This is a genomic window from Streptomyces sp. NBC_01551 (assembly GCF_026339935.1).
GTDB lineage: Bacteria > Actinomycetota > Actinomycetes > Streptomycetales > Streptomycetaceae > Streptomyces.
Genome location: NZ_JAPEPX010000001.1, coordinates 2,012,499 through 2,028,730 on the forward strand (window position 1 = coordinate 2,012,499; position 16,232 = coordinate 2,028,730).

At 72.5% G+C, this 16,232-nt stretch carries 10 protein-coding genes; all 10 read right to left on the reverse strand.

Annotated elements, in window-relative coordinates:
- Positions 1-55: 55 nt before the first annotated feature.
- Positions 56-4,027 (reverse strand): Rne/Rng family ribonuclease, encoded by a 3,972-nt coding sequence (locus tag OG982_RS09075; RefSeq protein WP_266948263.1) that lies wholly within the window; start codon positions 4,025-4,027, stop codon positions 56-58.
- A 235-nt stretch (positions 4,028-4,262) separates the two neighbouring features.
- A complete protein-coding gene (locus tag OG982_RS09080) occupies positions 4,263-5,042 on the reverse strand; it encodes a TIGR03936 family radical SAM-associated protein (protein WP_266792085.1) in 780 nt (259 codons plus the stop codon).
- Positions 5,043-5,170: 128 nt separating this feature from the next.
- Positions 5,171-6,208, reverse strand: a complete 1,038-nt coding sequence (locus tag OG982_RS09085) for a hypothetical protein (RefSeq protein ID WP_266948264.1) — start codon at positions 6,206-6,208, stop codon at positions 5,171-5,173.
- Positions 6,209-6,295: 87 nt separating this feature from the next.
- The gene (locus OG982_RS09090) at positions 6,296-8,221 is read right to left on the reverse strand and encodes a TIGR03960 family B12-binding radical SAM protein (protein WP_266788109.1); all 1,926 of its coding nucleotides are present in this window, start codon (positions 8,219-8,221) and stop codon (positions 6,296-6,298) included.
- 80 nt (positions 8,222-8,301) lie between these two features.
- Positions 8,302-9,876, reverse strand: coding sequence for a CYTH and CHAD domain-containing protein (locus OG982_RS09095; RefSeq protein WP_266948265.1), 1,575 nt, complete (start codon positions 9,874-9,876; stop codon positions 8,302-8,304).
- Positions 9,877-9,968: 92 nt separating this feature from the next.
- Positions 9,969-11,168 carry a rod shape-determining protein RodA gene (rodA, locus tag OG982_RS09100; RefSeq protein WP_266788107.1) on the reverse strand — a complete coding sequence of 400 codons (1,200 nt, stop codon included), beginning with the start codon at positions 11,166-11,168 and terminating at the stop codon, positions 9,969-9,971.
- A gap of 7 nt (positions 11,169-11,175) precedes the next feature.
- Positions 11,176-13,350, reverse strand: a complete 2,175-nt coding sequence (gene mrdA / locus OG982_RS09105; RefSeq protein WP_266788106.1) for a penicillin-binding protein 2 — start codon at positions 13,348-13,350, stop codon at positions 11,176-11,178.
- A gap of 13 nt (positions 13,351-13,363) precedes the next feature.
- Positions 13,364-14,068, reverse strand: a complete 705-nt coding sequence (mreD, locus tag OG982_RS09110; protein WP_266788105.1) for a rod shape-determining protein MreD — start codon at positions 14,066-14,068, stop codon at positions 13,364-13,366.
- 12 nt (positions 14,069-14,080) lie between these two features.
- A complete protein-coding gene (gene mreC / locus OG982_RS09115) occupies positions 14,081-15,028 on the reverse strand; it encodes a rod shape-determining protein MreC (RefSeq protein ID WP_266788104.1) in 948 nt (315 codons plus the stop codon).
- 176 nt (positions 15,029-15,204) lie between these two features.
- Positions 15,205-16,224, reverse strand: a complete 1,020-nt coding sequence (locus tag OG982_RS09120; RefSeq protein WP_008738981.1) for a rod shape-determining protein — start codon at positions 16,222-16,224, stop codon at positions 15,205-15,207.
- Between the last annotated feature and the right edge of the window lie 8 nt (positions 16,225-16,232).

The window sequence follows — 16,232 nt, forward strand, 5'->3', positions numbered from 1 at the left end:
GGCCCCGCAAGGCCGTGGGCCCCGCCTCTCGGCGGGGCCCACGGCCACGGGTGGATCAGGCTTCGGTCGGAGCCGAGACGGACGGGGCCGTCTGCTCCGCCGCGGCGGTCTTCTTCGTCGTCCGCTTCGCAGCGGTCTTCTTGGCCGTCGTCTTCTTGGCGACGGTCTTCTTCGCGGTCGTCTTGGCCGCGGCCGCCTTCTTGGCCGGTGCCTTCTTCGCCGTGGTGGTCGCCTTCTTGGCCGGGGCCTTGCGGGCGGCCTTCTTGACCGGCGCCTCGGCCTCGGCCTCGGCCTCCGCGGCGGGCTCGGCCGCGACGGGCTCCGGCTCCGCCACCGGGGCCGCCTCGACGACCACGATGGCCGCCTCGGCCGCGCCCGCCGGGGAACCGGCGGGGGCGGTGGCCTTGCGGGTGGCACGGCGGCGCGGACGGGCCGGGGCCGCCTCCGCGACGGGCTCGGCCGGGGTCTCGGCGACGACCGGCGCGGGCTCGGGCGCGGCCTCCACGACCGGCTCGGGCTCCACGACCGGCTCCGGCTCCGCGACGACGACCGGCTCGGCCTCGGCGACCGGGGCCGGGGCGGTGGCCTTGCGGGTGGCACGGCGGCGGGTACGGCCCTTCGGCGCGGCCTCCTCGGCCACGGCCTCGGCGACGACCTCCGCGACGACCTCCGACGCCTCGACGGCCTCGGTGACGACCTCGGCGGCCGGCTCCAGGACCGTGTCGGCCGGCTCGGTCACCGGCTCGGCCAGGGCGACCGTCTCCACCACGGGCTCGGCCACGGGGGCCGGAGCCGCCGCGGAGGTGGCCCTACGGGTGGCACGGCGACGGTTGCGACGACCGCTGACCGCGGCCTCCGCCTCGGCCGGGCTGCTGTACAGCTCCTCGTCCGGGACGAACTCCGGCTCGGGCAGCGCCCGGGGAGCGGCGGCCTCGGCGGCCACCTCGGCCTCGGTCTCGGTCTCGAAGGACTCCACGTGCTCGTGCTGGTCGGAGTCGGCCTTGCCGCCGCGGCGCTTGGCGCGCTTGCCGTTGCCACCGCCGCCGACCGCGGTCGGCGTCTCCATGTGCACGATGACGCCGCGCCCGTTGCAGTGGACGCAGGTCTCGGAGAAGGACTCCAGCAGACCCTGGCCCACCCGCTTGCGGGTCATCTGGACCAGGCCCAGCGAGGTGACCTCGGCCACCTGGTGCTTGGTGCGGTCGCGGCCCAGGCACTCCAGCATGCGCCGCAGCACCAGGTCGCGGTTGGACTCCAGGACCATGTCGATGAAGTCGATGACGACGATGCCGCCCAGGTCGCGCAGCCGCAGCTGGCGCACGATCTCCTCGGCCGCCTCCAGGTTGTTCCTGGTGACGGTCTCCTCGAGGTTGCCGCCCTGACCGGTGAACTTGCCGGTGTTGACGTCGATGACGATCATCGCCTCGGTCTTGTCGATCACGAGGGAGCCGCCCGAGGGCAGCCACACCTTGCGGTCGAGCGCCTTGGCGAGCTGCTCGTCGATCCGGTACGTCGCGAAGACGTCGACCTCGGAGGTCCAGCGCGACAGCCGGTCGGCCAGGTCCGGGGCCACGTGGTTCACGTAGCCGTGGATGGTCTCCCAGGCGGTGTCGCCGCTGACGATGACCTTCGAGAAGTCCTCGTTGAAGATGTCGCGCACGACGCGGACGGTCATGTCCGGCTCGCCGTACAGGAGGCTCGGCGAAGAGGTCGAGATCTGCTTCGACTTCTTCTGGATGTCCTCCCACTGGGCCTGCAGACGCTCGACGTCACGGCGCAGCTCGTCCTCGCTCGCGCCCTCGGCGGCGGTGCGCACGATGACGCCCGCGTCCTCGGGGACGATCTTCTTGAGGATGGTCTTCAGGCGCGCGCGCTCGGTGTCGGGCAGCTTGCGGCTGATACCGGTCATCGAGCCCTCGGGCACGTAGACCAGGTAGCGGCCGGGCAGCGAGACCTGGCTGGTCAGGCGGGCGCCCTTGTGGCCGATCGGGTCCTTGGTGACCTGCACCAGGACGGACTGGCCGGACTTGAGGGCGGACTCGATGCGGCGCGGCCCGTTGGCCATGCCGAGCGCCTCGAAGTTGACCTCACCGGCGTACAGGACCGCGTTGCGGCCCTTGCCGATGTCGATGAAGGCGGCCTCCATGGACGGCAGCACGTTCTGGACCTTGCCCAGGTAGACGTTGCCGACGTACGAGGTGGCCTCTTCCTTGTTGACGTAGTGCTCGACGAGCACGTTGTCCTCGAGGACGCCGATCTGGGTGCGCTCGCCGCTCTGGCGGACGACCATCACGCGCTCGACGGCCTCGCGGCGGGCCAGGAACTCGGCCTCGGTGATGATCGGGACGCGGCGGCGGCCCTGCTCGCGACCCTCGCGGCGGCGCTGCTTCTTCGCCTCCAGACGGGTCGAGCCCTTGATGGACTGCACCTCGTCGGACGGCTCGGCCTTCTCGCGGGCCGGGCGCGGCTCGCGGACCTTGACGACGGTGCGTACGCCGTCCTCGTCGCCCGCTTCGGCGTCCGCGGCGGTGTCACCGCTGCGGCGGCGACGGCGACGGCGACGACGGCTGGAGCTGGAGCCGAGGGCCCCGGCGTCCTCGTCCTCGTCGGCCTCTTCCTCTTCCGCCTCCTGCTCGGCGGCCTCGGCCTCGGCCTCTTCCTCGGCGGACTCGTCGAGGTCGGCGGCCTCACCGCGGCGACGGCGACGGCCACCGCGGCGGCGGCGGCGCGACGGGCGCTCGCCGTCGCTCTCGTCCTCGTCGAGGTCGGCGGCCTCGGCCTCCGGCTCCTCGATCTCGGCGAACTCGACGTCGGCCACGGACAGCGGGCCGGACTCGGCGGCCACCGGCGCGGCGGGCTCGGCGGCGGCGCCGCGGCCACGGCGGCGGCGACGGCCGGCGGGCTGCGCGGCGGGGGCCTGCACGACCTCGGCCTCGACCTCGGTCTCCTCCTCTTCCTCCTCGGCCTCTTCGGCGCGGGAGGCGGCGGCAGCGGCCGCGGCGGCCATGGCGGCCGTCTCCGGGGTCTGGAACATCGGCTCGGCGAAGACCGGGGCCTGGAACACGGCCACGGCGGGACGCGCGGCGCGGCGGCCACGAGCCGGCGCGGCGGGCGCCTCGGGCTCGGCGGCGGGCGCGGGCGCCTGCTGCGCGGGGGCGGCCGGGGCGGCGGAGGAGCGGGTGGCGCGACGGCGGCCACCGCGCTTCGGGGAGTCCACGGCGTCGGCGACCGTGACGGTGGCCTTCGCGGGCTCCTCGACGACGGGAGCGGCCGGGGCCTCCGCGACGGCCTCGGCGGCCGGGGCGGCGACGGCGCGGGTGGCACGGCGACGGGCGCGCGGCGCCGGTTCGGCGGCGGGCTCCTCGGCGGCCGGTGCGGTCGGAGCCTCGACGACGGCCTCGGCAGCGGTCTCGGGCGCGGCGACGGCACGGGTCGCACGGCGACGGGCACGCGGCGCCGGAGCGGCGGCGGCTTCCTCGGCCACCGCGGCGGCCTCTACGACGACCTCGGCGGCCGGAGCCTCAGGGGCGGCGACGGCGCGGGTGGCACGGCGACGGGCACGCGGCGCCGGAGCGGCCGGAGCCTCCTCGCCAGCCGGAGCGGCCTCGACGACGGCGGCCGGAGCAGCCTCGACGACGGCCTCGGCAGCGGCAGGAGCCTCCGGAGCGGCGACGGCACGGGTCGCACGGCGACGGGCACGCGGCGCCGCGGCGGCCGGAGCCTCCTCGGCGGCCGGCGCGGCCGGAGCCTCGACGACGACCTCGGCAGCGGCAGCGGCCTCCGGAGCGGCGACGGCACGGGTGGCACGACGGCGGGCACGCGGCGCCGGAGCGGCGGCCTCCTCGGCGACCGGCGCGGCGGGGGCGGCGTCAGGAGCGGAATCAGAAACAGCAGCAGCGGCGGCCGTCGCGCCGGGCGGGCCGGCGGGCCGGGATGCCGCGCGGCGACGCCTGCGCGGGGGCAGGTTGTCGCTGGGGCTGTCGCCGTCGGCGTTACCGGCGGCGGGGGTGTTTTCGTTGTTGAGCATGCGGGCGGTTCTCCCGTCACGCTCCCGGGCGCCGCGGCTGACATCCGGTCCGGCGCGGCCTCGCGCCATGAGCGCGGAGCCGGCCTCCGGGGCGCGTTCGCCACACGGGAGCTGTAGTCCATGGCCGCCGGTTCCGTACGTCTTGTCCGTACGGCCTGGCGGAAGTCTTCAGGTCAGTTGCGCTGCCCGACCCAGGTGGCTCCCGAGTGCCAGGGCGGCGCGGCAACGACGATCCTTACGCGGCGGGACCTTCCGGCGCCGTCGCGTCGGCGGCTACGGCGGCCGTGGGTGGGGCGGCCGTGACAGCCTCGCGGTCGGGCGCGAGCGGGTCGGTCACCGTGCCGGACTCTTCGTCGAAGAGCCCCTGCGCCAGCCTGGTCACCGCTGCGGGGACCGGCGGCGCCAGGTCGGCCACGACATGGAGACCGGACAGGACGTCGTCGGGTCGCACGGCAGGTGTCAGATGCCGAACAACCAGGCGCAGTATCGCACAGGCATTGTCCAGGGGCCTATCAGCCGGCGCGGGAAGCGCCTGGAGGCTGACCACGGCCCCGCGGGTGTCGAAGGTCCGGATGCCGTTCTTGGTGCGGCGCTGGACCTCCACGGTCTCGGCCGCGAGGAACGCGGCCACGGCCCGCTCGGCGTCTGCCGGCGCCACGCCTTCCAGGCGCAGCTCCCAGACGGAGGCGGTCAGGCGCTCGGCGAGCCCGGAGGTGCGGGCCTCGACGGCGTCGATGATGTCGAGCCCGACCGGCATCGACTCGTCGAGGAGCTCACGGAGCTTCTGCGGGTCGCGGGGCGCGGCGAGCGCGATCTCCAGGTACTCGGCCTCGCTGCCGGTGCCGGTGGGCGCGGCGTTCGCGTACGAGACCCGGGGGTGCGGGGTGAAGCCTGCCGAGTAGGCCATGGGCACCTCGGAGCGGCGCAGGGCCCGCTCGAAGGCGCGCTGGAAGTCTCGGTGGCTGGTGAACCGGAGGCGGCCGCGCTTGGTGTAGCGCAAGCGGATGCGCTGCACCACCGGTGCGGGAGGCGGGCCTTCGGGCTGTCGCTTGCCCAGTGGTTCTTCTCCTTGTGCGGGGCTCCGCGGCTCGCGCGTCGCCCTGAGTGTCCGTGGGACCCGGCAGGCCGTGCCCTGCCCCCGGCTCACCCCCGCGCTGTGCGCGGGGGGCTCTCGGGGGCGGGCGTGTCGCCTACGGGTGTCGTACTACCCAGAGTACGCGCCCGTGACCTCGCCGGTTCCCCGGCAGGAGTACCGAAGAGCGCGCGCTTGACGTCGGCCCTGACCTCGCGGACGGTGTGCCGGACGGTCCGCCACACCGCGCGCACCGCGTGCCCGGCCGGGGTCAGGACGTGCCGGTAGACGCGGGAGAGGGGCAGGCCGACGAGGACCCAGCCGGTCCGTTTGAGCCCGCGCCACAGGGCTCGCAGGATCAGCCCGGCCACGTGCCAGGCCCAGGCGAGGACCCGCCCGAGCGGGGCGAGCACCCACCGGTACAGCTCGCGCGCCAGCCAGGCGACGCCCAGGGCGACGGGGCGCAGGAGGTACCGGTACAGGGCCGATCCCAGCAGGGCGAGGCCGTGTCCGAGCGGGGTGAGCAGGTACCGGTAGGCGGCCCGGGCCAGCCAGCCCAGCGCCTGCCCGGCGGGGGTGAGGACGTAGCGCCACAGTCCGATCCAGGGCCAGACGAACAGGGTCATGGCCAGGACCCACGCCGCCCAGCCCAGGCCCTTGGCCAGCGGGGCGAGCACCCAGCGCAGCCCGCCGCGGCCGGCCCAGGCCAGTGCCGCGCCGACCGGATGGAACACGTACGTGTACAAGATCCGCCCGACCGGCGCGAGCAGGTGGGCGTGGACGCCGGCGGCCAGCCACGCGACCGCGCGGCCGACGGGTGCCAGGACGTACCGCCACAGCGCGACCCACGGCCAGACGAGGACCAGCTTGAGCACCGTGGCCAGGAGCCGGCCGAGCGCGCGCAGCACCGGCTCGACGACGTGGACGTACAGCGGCCCCAGGACGTGCCGGTGAGCGGCCCGGCCGGACGCGACGAGGAGGTCCCAGACCAGGCGTACGGGCAGGACGACGAGCACGGCGACGATCTTCACGGGGATCCGCACGACGCCCACCAGGCATCCCTCGCCACCGTCCCCGCCGCCGCCGGAAGATCGCTTGTCGGGTTCCATGCCCGGTAGGACACACGAGAGGCCCCCACCCGTTGCGGGTGGGGGCCTCTCGTGACGCAAGGGTTACCTGCCGGTTCGCGCCGTGTCCTACTTCACGACCGACAGCGGCAGCAGCTTCTTGCCCGTCGGGCCGATCTGGATCTGCGTGTCCATCTGCGGGCAGACGCCGCAGTCGAAGCAGGGGGTCCAGCGGCAGTCGTCGACCTCGGTCTCGTCGAGGGCGTCCTGCCAGTCCTCCCAGAGCCAGTCCTTGTCGAGACCGGAGTCCAGGTGGTCCCAGGGCAGGACCTCCTCGTAGGTGCGCTCGCGGGTGGTGTACCAGGCCACGTCCACGCCGTACGCGGGCAGCGTCTTCTCGGCGGCCTCCATCCAGCGGTCGTACGAGAAGTGCTCGCGCCAGCCGTCGAAGCGGCCGCCCGACTCGTACACGGCGCGGATGACGTCGCCGATGCGGCGGTCGCCGCGCGAGAGCAGGCCCTCGACGATGCCGGGCTTGCCGTCGTGGTAGCGGAAGCCGATGGAGCGGCCGTACTTCTTGTCGCCGCGGATCTTGTCGCGCAGCTTGGTCAGGCGCGCGTCCGTCTCCTCGGCCGACAGCTGCGGCGCCCACTGGAACGGGGTGTGCGGCTTCGGGACGAACCCGCCGATCGACACGGTGCAGCGGATGTCGTTCTGGCCGGAGACCTCGCGGCCCTTGGCGATGACGTTGACCGCCATGTCGCCGATCTGGAGGACGTCCTCGTCGGTCTCGGTGGGCAGGCCGCACATGAAGTACAGCTTCACCTGGCGCCAGCCGTTGCCGTACGCGGTGGCGACGGTCCGGATGAGGTCCTCTTCCGAGACCATCTTGTTGATGACCTTGCGCATGCGCTCGGAGCCGCCCTCGGGGGCGAAGGTGAGGCCCGAGCGGCGCCCGTTGCGGGTCAGCTCGTTGGCGAGGTCCACGTTGAACGCGTCCACGCGGGTCGACGGCAGGGACAGGCCCACCTTGTCGTCCGAGTAGCGGTCCGCGAGGCCCTTGGCGATGTCGGCGATCTCGGTGTGGTCGGCGGAGGACAGCGAGAGCAGGCCGACCTCCTCGAAGCCGGTCGCCTTCAGACCCTTCTCGACCATCTCGCCGATGCCGGTGATGCTTCGCTCCCGCACGGGGCGCGTGATCATGCCGGCCTGGCAGAAACGGCAGCCGCGGGTGCAGCCGCGGAAGATCTCCACGGACATGCGCTCGTGGACGGTCTCGGCGAGCGGGACCAGGGGCTGCTTGGGGTACGGCCACTCGTCGAGGTCCATGACGGTGTGCTTGGACACGCGCCACGGCACGCCGGAGCGGTTCGGGACGACGCGGCCGATGCGGCCGTCCGGCAGGTACTCGACGTCGTAGAAGCCCGGGACGTAGACGCCGCCGGTCTTCGCGAGGCGCAGCAGGACCTCCTCGCGCCCGCCGGGGCGGCCCTCGGCCTTCCAGGCGCGGATGATCTCGGTCATGTCGAGGACGGCCTGCTCGCCGTCGCCGATGACCGCGCAGTCGATGAACTCGGCGATCGGCTCGGGGTTGAAGGCCGCGTGGCCGCCCGCGAGGACGATCGGGTGGTCCACCGTACGGTTCTTGGCCTCCAGCGGGATGCCCGCGAGGTCCAGCGCCGTGAGCATGTTGGTGTAGCCGAGCTCGGTGGAGAAGGACAGCCCGAACACGTCGAAGTCACCGACGGGGCGGTGGCTGTCGACGGTGAACTGCGGGACCTTGTGCTCGCGCATGAGCTCTTCCAGGTCCGGCCACACGCTGTACGTGCGCTCGGCGAGGACGCCCTCGCGCTCGTTGAGCACCTCGTACAGGATCATGACGCCCTGGTTGGGGAGCCCGACCTCGTACGCGTCCGGGTACATGAGCGCCCAGCGGACGTCCGCGCTCTCCCACGGCTTCACGGTGGAGTTGAGCTCACCACCGACGTACTGGATGGGCTTCTGCACATGCGGGAGCAGAGCTTCGAGCTGTGGGAAGACCGACTCGGACATCACGCGACTTTCGTGAAGCGGGCAGGGGGCAGCTCTCAAGCGTACCCCGCTGCCCGGGCGGCCCCCGCCGCGTCGATCACCGGCTAGCCGGCGAGGGGCGCGCGCCGCGCGGGGTCCGAGGCCTTCTCCCATACGTCCGGAAGTTCCCGTTCGCGCCGGTCGGCCAGGGCTTCCTCGCGGGCGTGCAGGACGCCCCAGGTGAAGGCGGACTCCCCCGCGGCGGCGGCCTGGACGCCGAGGCCGAGCAGGGCCTCGCGGGCGACGACGCTGTCCTGGTGGTCGCCGAGCAGGGTCTGCACCTTCTTCACGGCCTTCGCGAGGCGTTTCGCGGGCTTGCCGAGGGCCGGTACGGCGGCTTCCGCCGCGTAGCGGGAGCGCTTGGCGGCCTTGCGGGCCTCGTGCAGGGCCAGGTCGCGTTCGTGGCCCGGCTCCAGGTCCAGCGCGGCGCCGATCCGCTTCGCGAGGCGCCCGTGGTCGTGGATGACGGCCTGGGGCAGGACGTCCTCGGCGGGTCGGGCGGCGCCCTCCAGCAGCGGCGGGTCGGCGAGCAGGGCGTCGAGGGAGTCCAGGAGGGTCAGGTACCGCTTGCTGTCCAGGGCGGCGAGGGCGCGGCGCCGGGAGCCGGAGCGGCGGGCGTTGTTCCACACCCGGAGCCGGCCGCGGACCGGGCCGAGCAGCAGGGTGCGCGGGAGTTCGCCGAGCCGGGTCTGGAGCCGCTCCAGCAGGACTTCCTGGTCGCGGTCGACGCCGAGTTCGGCGGCGAGCCAGCGCAGCTCGTCGCCGAGGGGGTCGGTGACGTCCCGGTCGAGCACCTCGCGGTAGGTCTTGAAGGCGCTGCGCGTCCGCCGGGTGGCGACGCGCAGTTGGTGGACGGAGTCGGGCAGGTTTCGGCGTACGGCGGGGTCCTGCGCGATCACCGCGTCGAGCTGTTCCCGCAGGTACGACAGGACGTACGCGCCCGCGCTGTCGTCGTCGGGGGCGGGCTCGGGCCGGGCCGGCGGCGGGGCGCCGGTCTCGTCCAGGGCGCGGGCGACTTTCGAGGGGGCGTCGGACACCCGGAGGCCGGCCTTGCCGAACCTCTTCTCCACGGCGTCGAGCAGCGCCGGGTCCACGCCGTCGGCGAGTTCGACCTCGACCTCGGTCCAGGCGGCGGCGGCCTCTTCGCGCTCGGCCCGGACGGTGTCGGTGGACAGCTCGGCGAGCACGGCTCCGTCGGCGTCGAGGAGGTGGCTGACCTTGCGCGAGGAGCGCAGCCGGACCTGGGGCTCCAGCGCGGCGCCCCGCACCCGGGAGCGGACCAGGGCGGCGAGGGCGGGCGGCACGCTGTCGCCGAGCGGGGCCGAGACCTCGTCGCGGACACCGGGCGAGACGGGGAGTTTGAGGTGCCAGCCGGCGTCGCCGCCGCCGGTCCTGCGCCGCAGGGTCAGGCCGTCGGCGGCGAGCCGCTGGTCGCGGGTGTCGTAGTAGACGGCGTCGAGGTCGACGGTGCCCTCGTCGCGGACGGCCGCGATGCCGGCCGTCCCCGCCAGGTCCGGCAGCGCGTGCCGGGCCGCCTTCGACGCCTTCTTGCCGGATTTCCCGGCCTTGCCGGTCCCACCGGCCCCGTCGGGCTCAGGGAACTCGAATTTCCGCTCGATCTCGCGCTTCGTGTCCGCCATAGACCGAACTTAGTCCTGAACGGATCACGACGGCAGGGTGAACGGCGAATCGACGGCCGATCGGCGGCGGATCGGCGGCGGATCGGCCAGGACTAGGCCGACATCGGACGTTGCACCCGGATCGACTGCAACAGCCCGACCGCCACCCAGACCGCGAACATCGACGAGCCTCCGTAGGACACGAACGGCAGCGGGAGCCCCGCGACCGGCATGATCCCGAGGGTCATCCCGATGTTCTCGAAGGCCTGGAAGGCGAACCAGGCGATGATCCCGGCCGCCACGATCGTCCCGTAGAGCTCGGTCGTCTCGCGGGCGATCAGGCAGGCCCGCCACAGCACCACGCCGAGCAGCAGCAGGATCAGCCCGGCCCCGAGGAAGCCCAGCTCCTCCCCCGCCACCGTGAAGACGAAGTCGGTCTGCTGCTCCGGCACGAACTGGCCGGTGGTCTGCGAGCCCTTGAACAGCCCGGAGCCGGTGAGCCCGCCGGAGCCGATCGCGATGCGCGCCTGGTTGGTGTTGTAGCCGACGCCGGCCGGGTCGAGCTCGGGGTTGGCGAAGGCCGCGAAGCGGTTGATCTGGTACTCGTCGAGGACGCCGAGCTGCCAGATCAGGATGGCGCCGGCCGCGCCCGAGCCCAGCAGCCCGAGCACCCAGCGGTTGGAGGCGCCGGAGGCCAGCAGGACACCGAGCACGATGATGACCATGACCATGACCGAGCCGAGGTCGGGCATCAGCATGACGATGCCCATCGGGGCGGCGGCCAGGCAGAGCGCCTTGACCACGGTCCGGTGGTCGGGATGGGCGAGGTCACCGGCGTCGACCCGGGACGCCAGCAGCATCGCCATGCCCAGGATGATCGTGATCTTCACGAACTCGGAGGGCTGGAGCGAGAATCCGCCGCCGATCACGATCCACGCGTGGGCGCCGTTGATGGTCGCGCCGAGCGGGGTGAGCACGGCGAGGATCAGCAGCAGCGAGAGCCCGTACAGGATCGGCACGGCGCCGCGCAGGGTGCGGTGCCCGAGCCAGACCGTGCCGATCATCAGCACCAGGCCGATGCCGGTGTTCAGGGCGTGCCGCAGCAGGAAGTAGTACGGGTCGCCCTGGTTGAGGGTGGTCCGGTTGCGGGTCGCCGACCACACCAGCAGCGAGCCGATGAAGGACAGCGCGAGGGCGGACAGCAGTATCGGCCAGTCGAGCCGGCGCAGCACCGAGTCGCGGGAGGTGAGCTTGGCCATCGGCCCGCGCTCGGGCGCGTACCGGGAGACGGAGAACTTGTTGGCGGTCTGCATCGGGGCCTCAGTCCTGCCGCGTCGCGGGCGGCGCGGGCGGTCCGGCGAGCGCGGGCACCGAGTCCTCCGGGGACGGGGGCACGTACGGCTTGACCTCGGGGGCGTCGATGGAGCCGTCGGGCTGGATGGTGGGCAGCTTCGCCTCGGGCTTGAGCAGCAGGGCCTTCTTCGGGTCCTGCTTGCCGGCCATGTCGAGTCCGTAGATGGCGTTGTAGACGTTGCGCACGGCGGGACCGGAGGCACCGGAACCGGTACCACCCTGGGAGATCGTCATCACGATCGTGTAGTCCTCGGTGTACGTGGCGAACCAGGAGGTCGTCTGCTTGCCGTAGACCTCGGCGGTACCGGTCTTGGCGTGCATCGGGATCTGCTTCTGCGGCCAGCCGCCGAAGCGCCAGGCGGCGGTACCGCGGGTGGCGACGCCTTCGAGTGCCTCGTCGATCTGGTCCCGGGTCTGCTGGGTCATGGGCAGCTTGCCGTGGGCCTTCGGCTTGATCTCCTCGACCTTCTTGCCGTCGGCGCTGATGACGGCCTTGCCGATGGTCGGGTTCCACAGGGTGCCGCCGTTGGAGATGGCCGCGTAGATGGTGGCCATCTGGATCGGGGTGACGAGCGTGTCGCCCTGACCGATGGAGTAGTTGACGGCGTCACCGGCGCGCATGAGGTTGCCTTCGAGGCAGTTCTCGTAGGACAGCAGCTCGACGTAGGTGCCGCCCTTCTTGCCGGTCTTGCACCACTGGTCCTTGTTGGCCTCCCAGAACCGCTGCTTCCACTGGCGGTCGGGGACGCGGCCCTTCTCCTCGCCCGGCAGGTCGATGCCGGTCTCCGCGCCGAGGCCGAACTGGTGGGCGGTCTTGTAGAAGATCTCCGCCGGGTTCTTCACCGGCTTGAGCCCACCGTCCTTGAGCCACTGCTGGTGGCCCAGCGCGTAGAAGACGGTGTCGCAGGAGACCTCCAGGGCCCGGCCGAGGGTGATCGATCCGTGCCCCTGGGACTCGAAGTTCTTGAAGACCTGGCCACCGATGGAGTACGAGCTGGGGCAGGGGTAGCTGCCGTCGAACTTGTAGCCGGCGTTGACCGCGGCCGCCGTGGGGATGACCTTGAAGATGGAGCCCGGGGCCGCCTGGCCCTGGATGGCCCGGTTCATCAGCGGGACGTTGGACTCCTTGGCGGTGAGCTTGGCGTAGTCCTTGCCGGAGATCCCGCCGACCCACACGTTCGGGTCGTACGTCGGGTTGGAGGCCATGGCGACGACGCGGCCGGTCTTGGACTCCAGGGCGACGATGGCACCCGCGTCGGCCTTGTAGGGGACGCCGGTGTTGCGGTCGATCTGCTTGCGCGCTTCCTTCATGGCCGCGTCCAGCTCGTACTCGGCGACTGCCTGGACACGGGCGTCGATGCTGGTCACGAGGTTGGCGCCGGGAATCGCCGGGTCGTTGTTGGCCTCGCCGATGACCCGGCCGAGGTTGTCCACCTCGTAGCGGGTGACGCCGGACTTGCCGCGCAGCGCCTTGTCGTAGGTGCGCTCCAGGCCGAAGCGGCCGACCTGGTCGGAGCGCAGGAACGGCGAGTTGGTGTTCTTCGCCTTGACGATCTCGTCGTCGGTGACCGGCGAGAGGTAGCCGAGCGCCTGGCCGGTGTTGGCGCCGCCGGGGGCCGGGTAGCGGCGGACGGCGGTGGGCTCGGCGGTGATGCCGGGGAAGTCCTCGGGGCGTTCGCGGATCTGGAGGGCCTGCTGGGTGGTGGCCTCGTCGGTGACCGGGATGGGCTGGTACGGGGAGCCGTTCCAGCAGGGCTGCGGGGTCTGGGAGTCGCAGAGGCGGACCTTGTCCATGACCTCCTGCGGCTTCATGTCGAGCACGCCGGCGAGCCGGGTCAGGACGTCCTTGCCCCTGTCCTTTATCTTCATCAGCTCGGTGCGGCTGGCCGAGACGACCAGGCGGGTCTCGTTGTCGGCGAGCGGGACGCCGCGGGCGTCCAGGATCGAGCCGCGCACGGCGGGCTGTACGACCTGCTGGACGTGGTTGTTCTTGGCCTCGTCGGAGTACTCCGAGCCGTTGCGGATCTGGAGGTACCAGAGCCGCCCCCCGAGGGTGAACAGCAGCGAGAAGACGAGCACCTGGATGATGACGAGCCGGATCTGCACCCGGGGGGTGCGGCCGGTCTCCGGAATGTTGGTCACGCCTGCTCCCCCGTCACAGCTTCTTGACGCTCTTCACGCCCTTGACGCCCTTGACACCCTTTATGCGGCCGGCCCGGTTGGCGCGGCCGCGCGCGGTCCGCAGCCGCAGGCCGCCGCGCTGGCTGCCGATCCGCAGGCCCGTGCCGCCGGCCAGCCAGCCGGAGGCGACGTCCTTGCCCTGCGGGGCCCCGCCGTTGGCCTCGACGGCCATCGGATCGTTCTCGGCGCGACGCGCCAGGGCCATGATGAAGGGCACCGTGAACGGCGCGAGCAGCAGGTCGTACAGGGTCGCCGTGAACAGCAGCCCGGTCAGGCCCACGTGGCGGGCGGCGGTGTCGCCGACGAGGGCGCCGACACCGGCGTACAGCAGGGTGGAGCCGATCGCGGCCGCGACGACGGTCAGCATCGGGCCCCAAGCGGAGCGGAAGCGCCCGCTGTCGGGGCGGGCCAGGCCGACGAGGTAGCCGATGAGGCACAGCACGAGCGCGTACCGCCCGGCGGCGTGGTCGGCGGGCGGGGCCAAGTCCGCGAGGAGACCGGCGCCGAAGCCGATGAGGGCGCCGCTCACGTGCCCGTAGACGAGCGCGAGGGCGACGACGGTGAGCAGCACCAGGTCGGGTACGGCGCCGGGCAGCTGGAGCCGGCCCAGGACGGAGACCTGGACGACGAGGGCGACCACGACCAGCGTGGCCGAGAGCAGAATCCGGTTGAAGCGCATGGCGGTCAGCTCCTACTCGTCGTCCGGCTTGGCGGGGACGCTCGCGGACGCGGACGGGGTGACCGTGACGGTGACCGTCGGGGTCGGCTTGGCCGGCTCGGGCTTGGGCGGCAGGACGGCGTCGCGCGGGTCCTCGCGCGGGGGCATGACCACGACGCCGACGATGTCGAGGCGGGAGAACCCGACGAACGGGCGGACCCACACGGTGCGGGTCAGGTCGCCGCGCGAGGGGTCGACCTTGACCACCTCGCCGATGGGGACGCCGGGGACGAACGGCTTGTTGCCGCGCGATCCGAAGGTCAGCAGCCGGTCGCCGGGGTTGATCTTGGCCTTGCCGTTGAGCATCTGGACGGAGAGGGCGCGGTCGCCCTGGCCGGTGGCGAAGCCCAGCTCGCCCGTCTTCTCCAGGCGGGTGCCGACGGTGAAGTCGGGGTCGTTGGCGAGCACCACGGTGGCGGTGTCGGGGCCGACGGTGGCGACGCGGCCGACGAGCCCGTCGCCGTTGAGGACGGTCATGTCGCGCTCGATGCCGTCCTTGGTGCCGGCGTCGATGGTCACGGTCCAGGAGAAGCCCTGGGCCGCTCCTATGGCGATGACCTCGGCGCCCTTGATGCCGTACTGGCCGGCGCCGGCGCGCTTGAGCATCTCGTCGAGCTCGTGGATCCGGCTGCGGGTCTGGTCCGCGCTGCCCAGCTTGGCCTTCAGGGCCGCGTTCTCGCGCGTCAGCGTGGCGATCCGGTTGTGGCGCTCGCCGGAGTCCCGTACCGCCCCTATGGCGTTGGCGACCGGGTCGACCGCGGTCGCGACGCCCTTCTCGACCGGGCCGAAGACCGCCGCGGCGGCCTGCCGGGCACCGTCGACCGGAGAATCCTCGCCCGTTCTGATGTCCACCGTGATCAGCGCGAACGCGATGGCGATCAGAAGAACCAGGAGCAGCCGGCTTTCTCGTGTGTCCCTCACGTGCGGCGGCCGTGCCTTCCTCGTAGATACCCGTGCGGCGGAGCCGCTCCGGTGGAGCCGGGAGCCGTGATCCCACCGGACTGTGCCTGTATATCAACGATCCGCCGTACGGGCTCGGTAGCACCCGTACGGCGGATCCTTGTGTTCCGCATGACCCCCTGGCCGGGGGGGCTGTATCAGCGCCGGGGCTGGGCGTCCAGGACCTGCTGGAGTGCCTCGAACTCCTCCACGCACTTGCCGGAGCCGAGGGCGACGGAGTCGAGGGGATCCTCGGCGATGTGGATCGGCATGCCGGTCTCGCGGCGCAGCCTCTCGTCCAGGCCGCGCAGCAGGGCGCCGCCGCCGGTGAGGACGATGCCGCGGTCCATGATGTCGCCGGAGAGCTCCGGCGGGCACTTGTCGAGGGTGGTCTTGACCGCGTCGACGATGGCGTTGACCGGTTCCTCGATGGCCTTGCGCACCTCGGCGGCCGAGATGACGACCGTCTTGGGCAGGCCCGAGACCAGGTCGCGGCCGCGGATCTCGGTGTGCTCGTCCTTGTCGAGGTCGTACGCCGACCCGATCGTGATCTTGATCTGCTCGGCGGTGCGCTCGCCGAGGAGGAGCGAGTACTCCTTCTTGATGTGCTGGATGATCGCGTTGTCCAGCTCGTCGCCGGCGACCCGGATGGACTGCGCCGTGACGATTCCGCCGAGGGAGATGACGGCGACCTCGGTGGTGCCGCCGCCGATGTCCACGACCATGTTGCCGGTGGCCTCGTGGACGGGCAGGCCCGAGCCGATGGCGGCGGCCATGGGCTCTTCGATGATGTGCACCTGGCGGGCGCCGGCCTGCGTGGACGCCTCGATGACGGCGCGTCGCTCCACTCCCGTGATGCCGGAGGGGACACAGACCACGACGCGCGGCCGGGCCAGGTAGCGACGCTTGTGGATCTTGAGGATGAAGTACCGGAGCATGCGCTCGGTGATCTCGAAGTCGGCGATCACGCCGTCCTTGAGGGGCCGTACGGCGACGATGTTGCCGGGCGTCCGGCCGATCATCTTCTTCGCCTCGGAGCCGACCGCCAGGATGCCACCGGTGTTCGTGTTGATGGCGACCACGGACGGCTCGTTCAGGACGATCCCCCGGCCCCTCACGTACACCAGCGTGTTGGCGGTCCCGAGGTCGATCGCCATGTCACGGCCGATGAACGACATGTTGTTCC

What these genes read in the sequence shown, in the direction of transcription:
- OG982_RS09075 (WP_266948263.1), bottom strand. Translation starts at nt 4,027, where the DNA reads ATGCTCAACAACGAAAACACCCCCGCCGCCGGTAACGCCGACGGCGAC.
- OG982_RS09085 (WP_266948264.1), bottom strand. Translation starts at nt 6,208, where the DNA reads ATGGAACCCGACAAGCGATCTTCCGGCGGCGGCGGGGACGGTGGCGAG.
- OG982_RS09095 (WP_266948265.1), bottom strand. Translation starts at nt 9,876, where the DNA reads ATGGCGGACACGAAGCGCGAGATCGAGCGGAAATTCGAGTTCCCTGAG.
- rodA (WP_266788107.1), bottom strand. Translation starts at nt 11,168, where the DNA reads ATGCAGACCGCCAACAAGTTCTCCGTCTCCCGGTACGCGCCCGAGCGC.
- mreD (WP_266788105.1), bottom strand. Translation starts at nt 14,068, where the DNA reads ATGCGCTTCAACCGGATTCTGCTCTCGGCCACGCTGGTCGTGGTCGCC.
- OG982_RS09120 (WP_008738981.1), bottom strand. Translation starts at nt 16,224, where the DNA reads ATGTCGTTCATCGGCCGTGACATGGCGATCGACCTCGGGACCGCCAAC.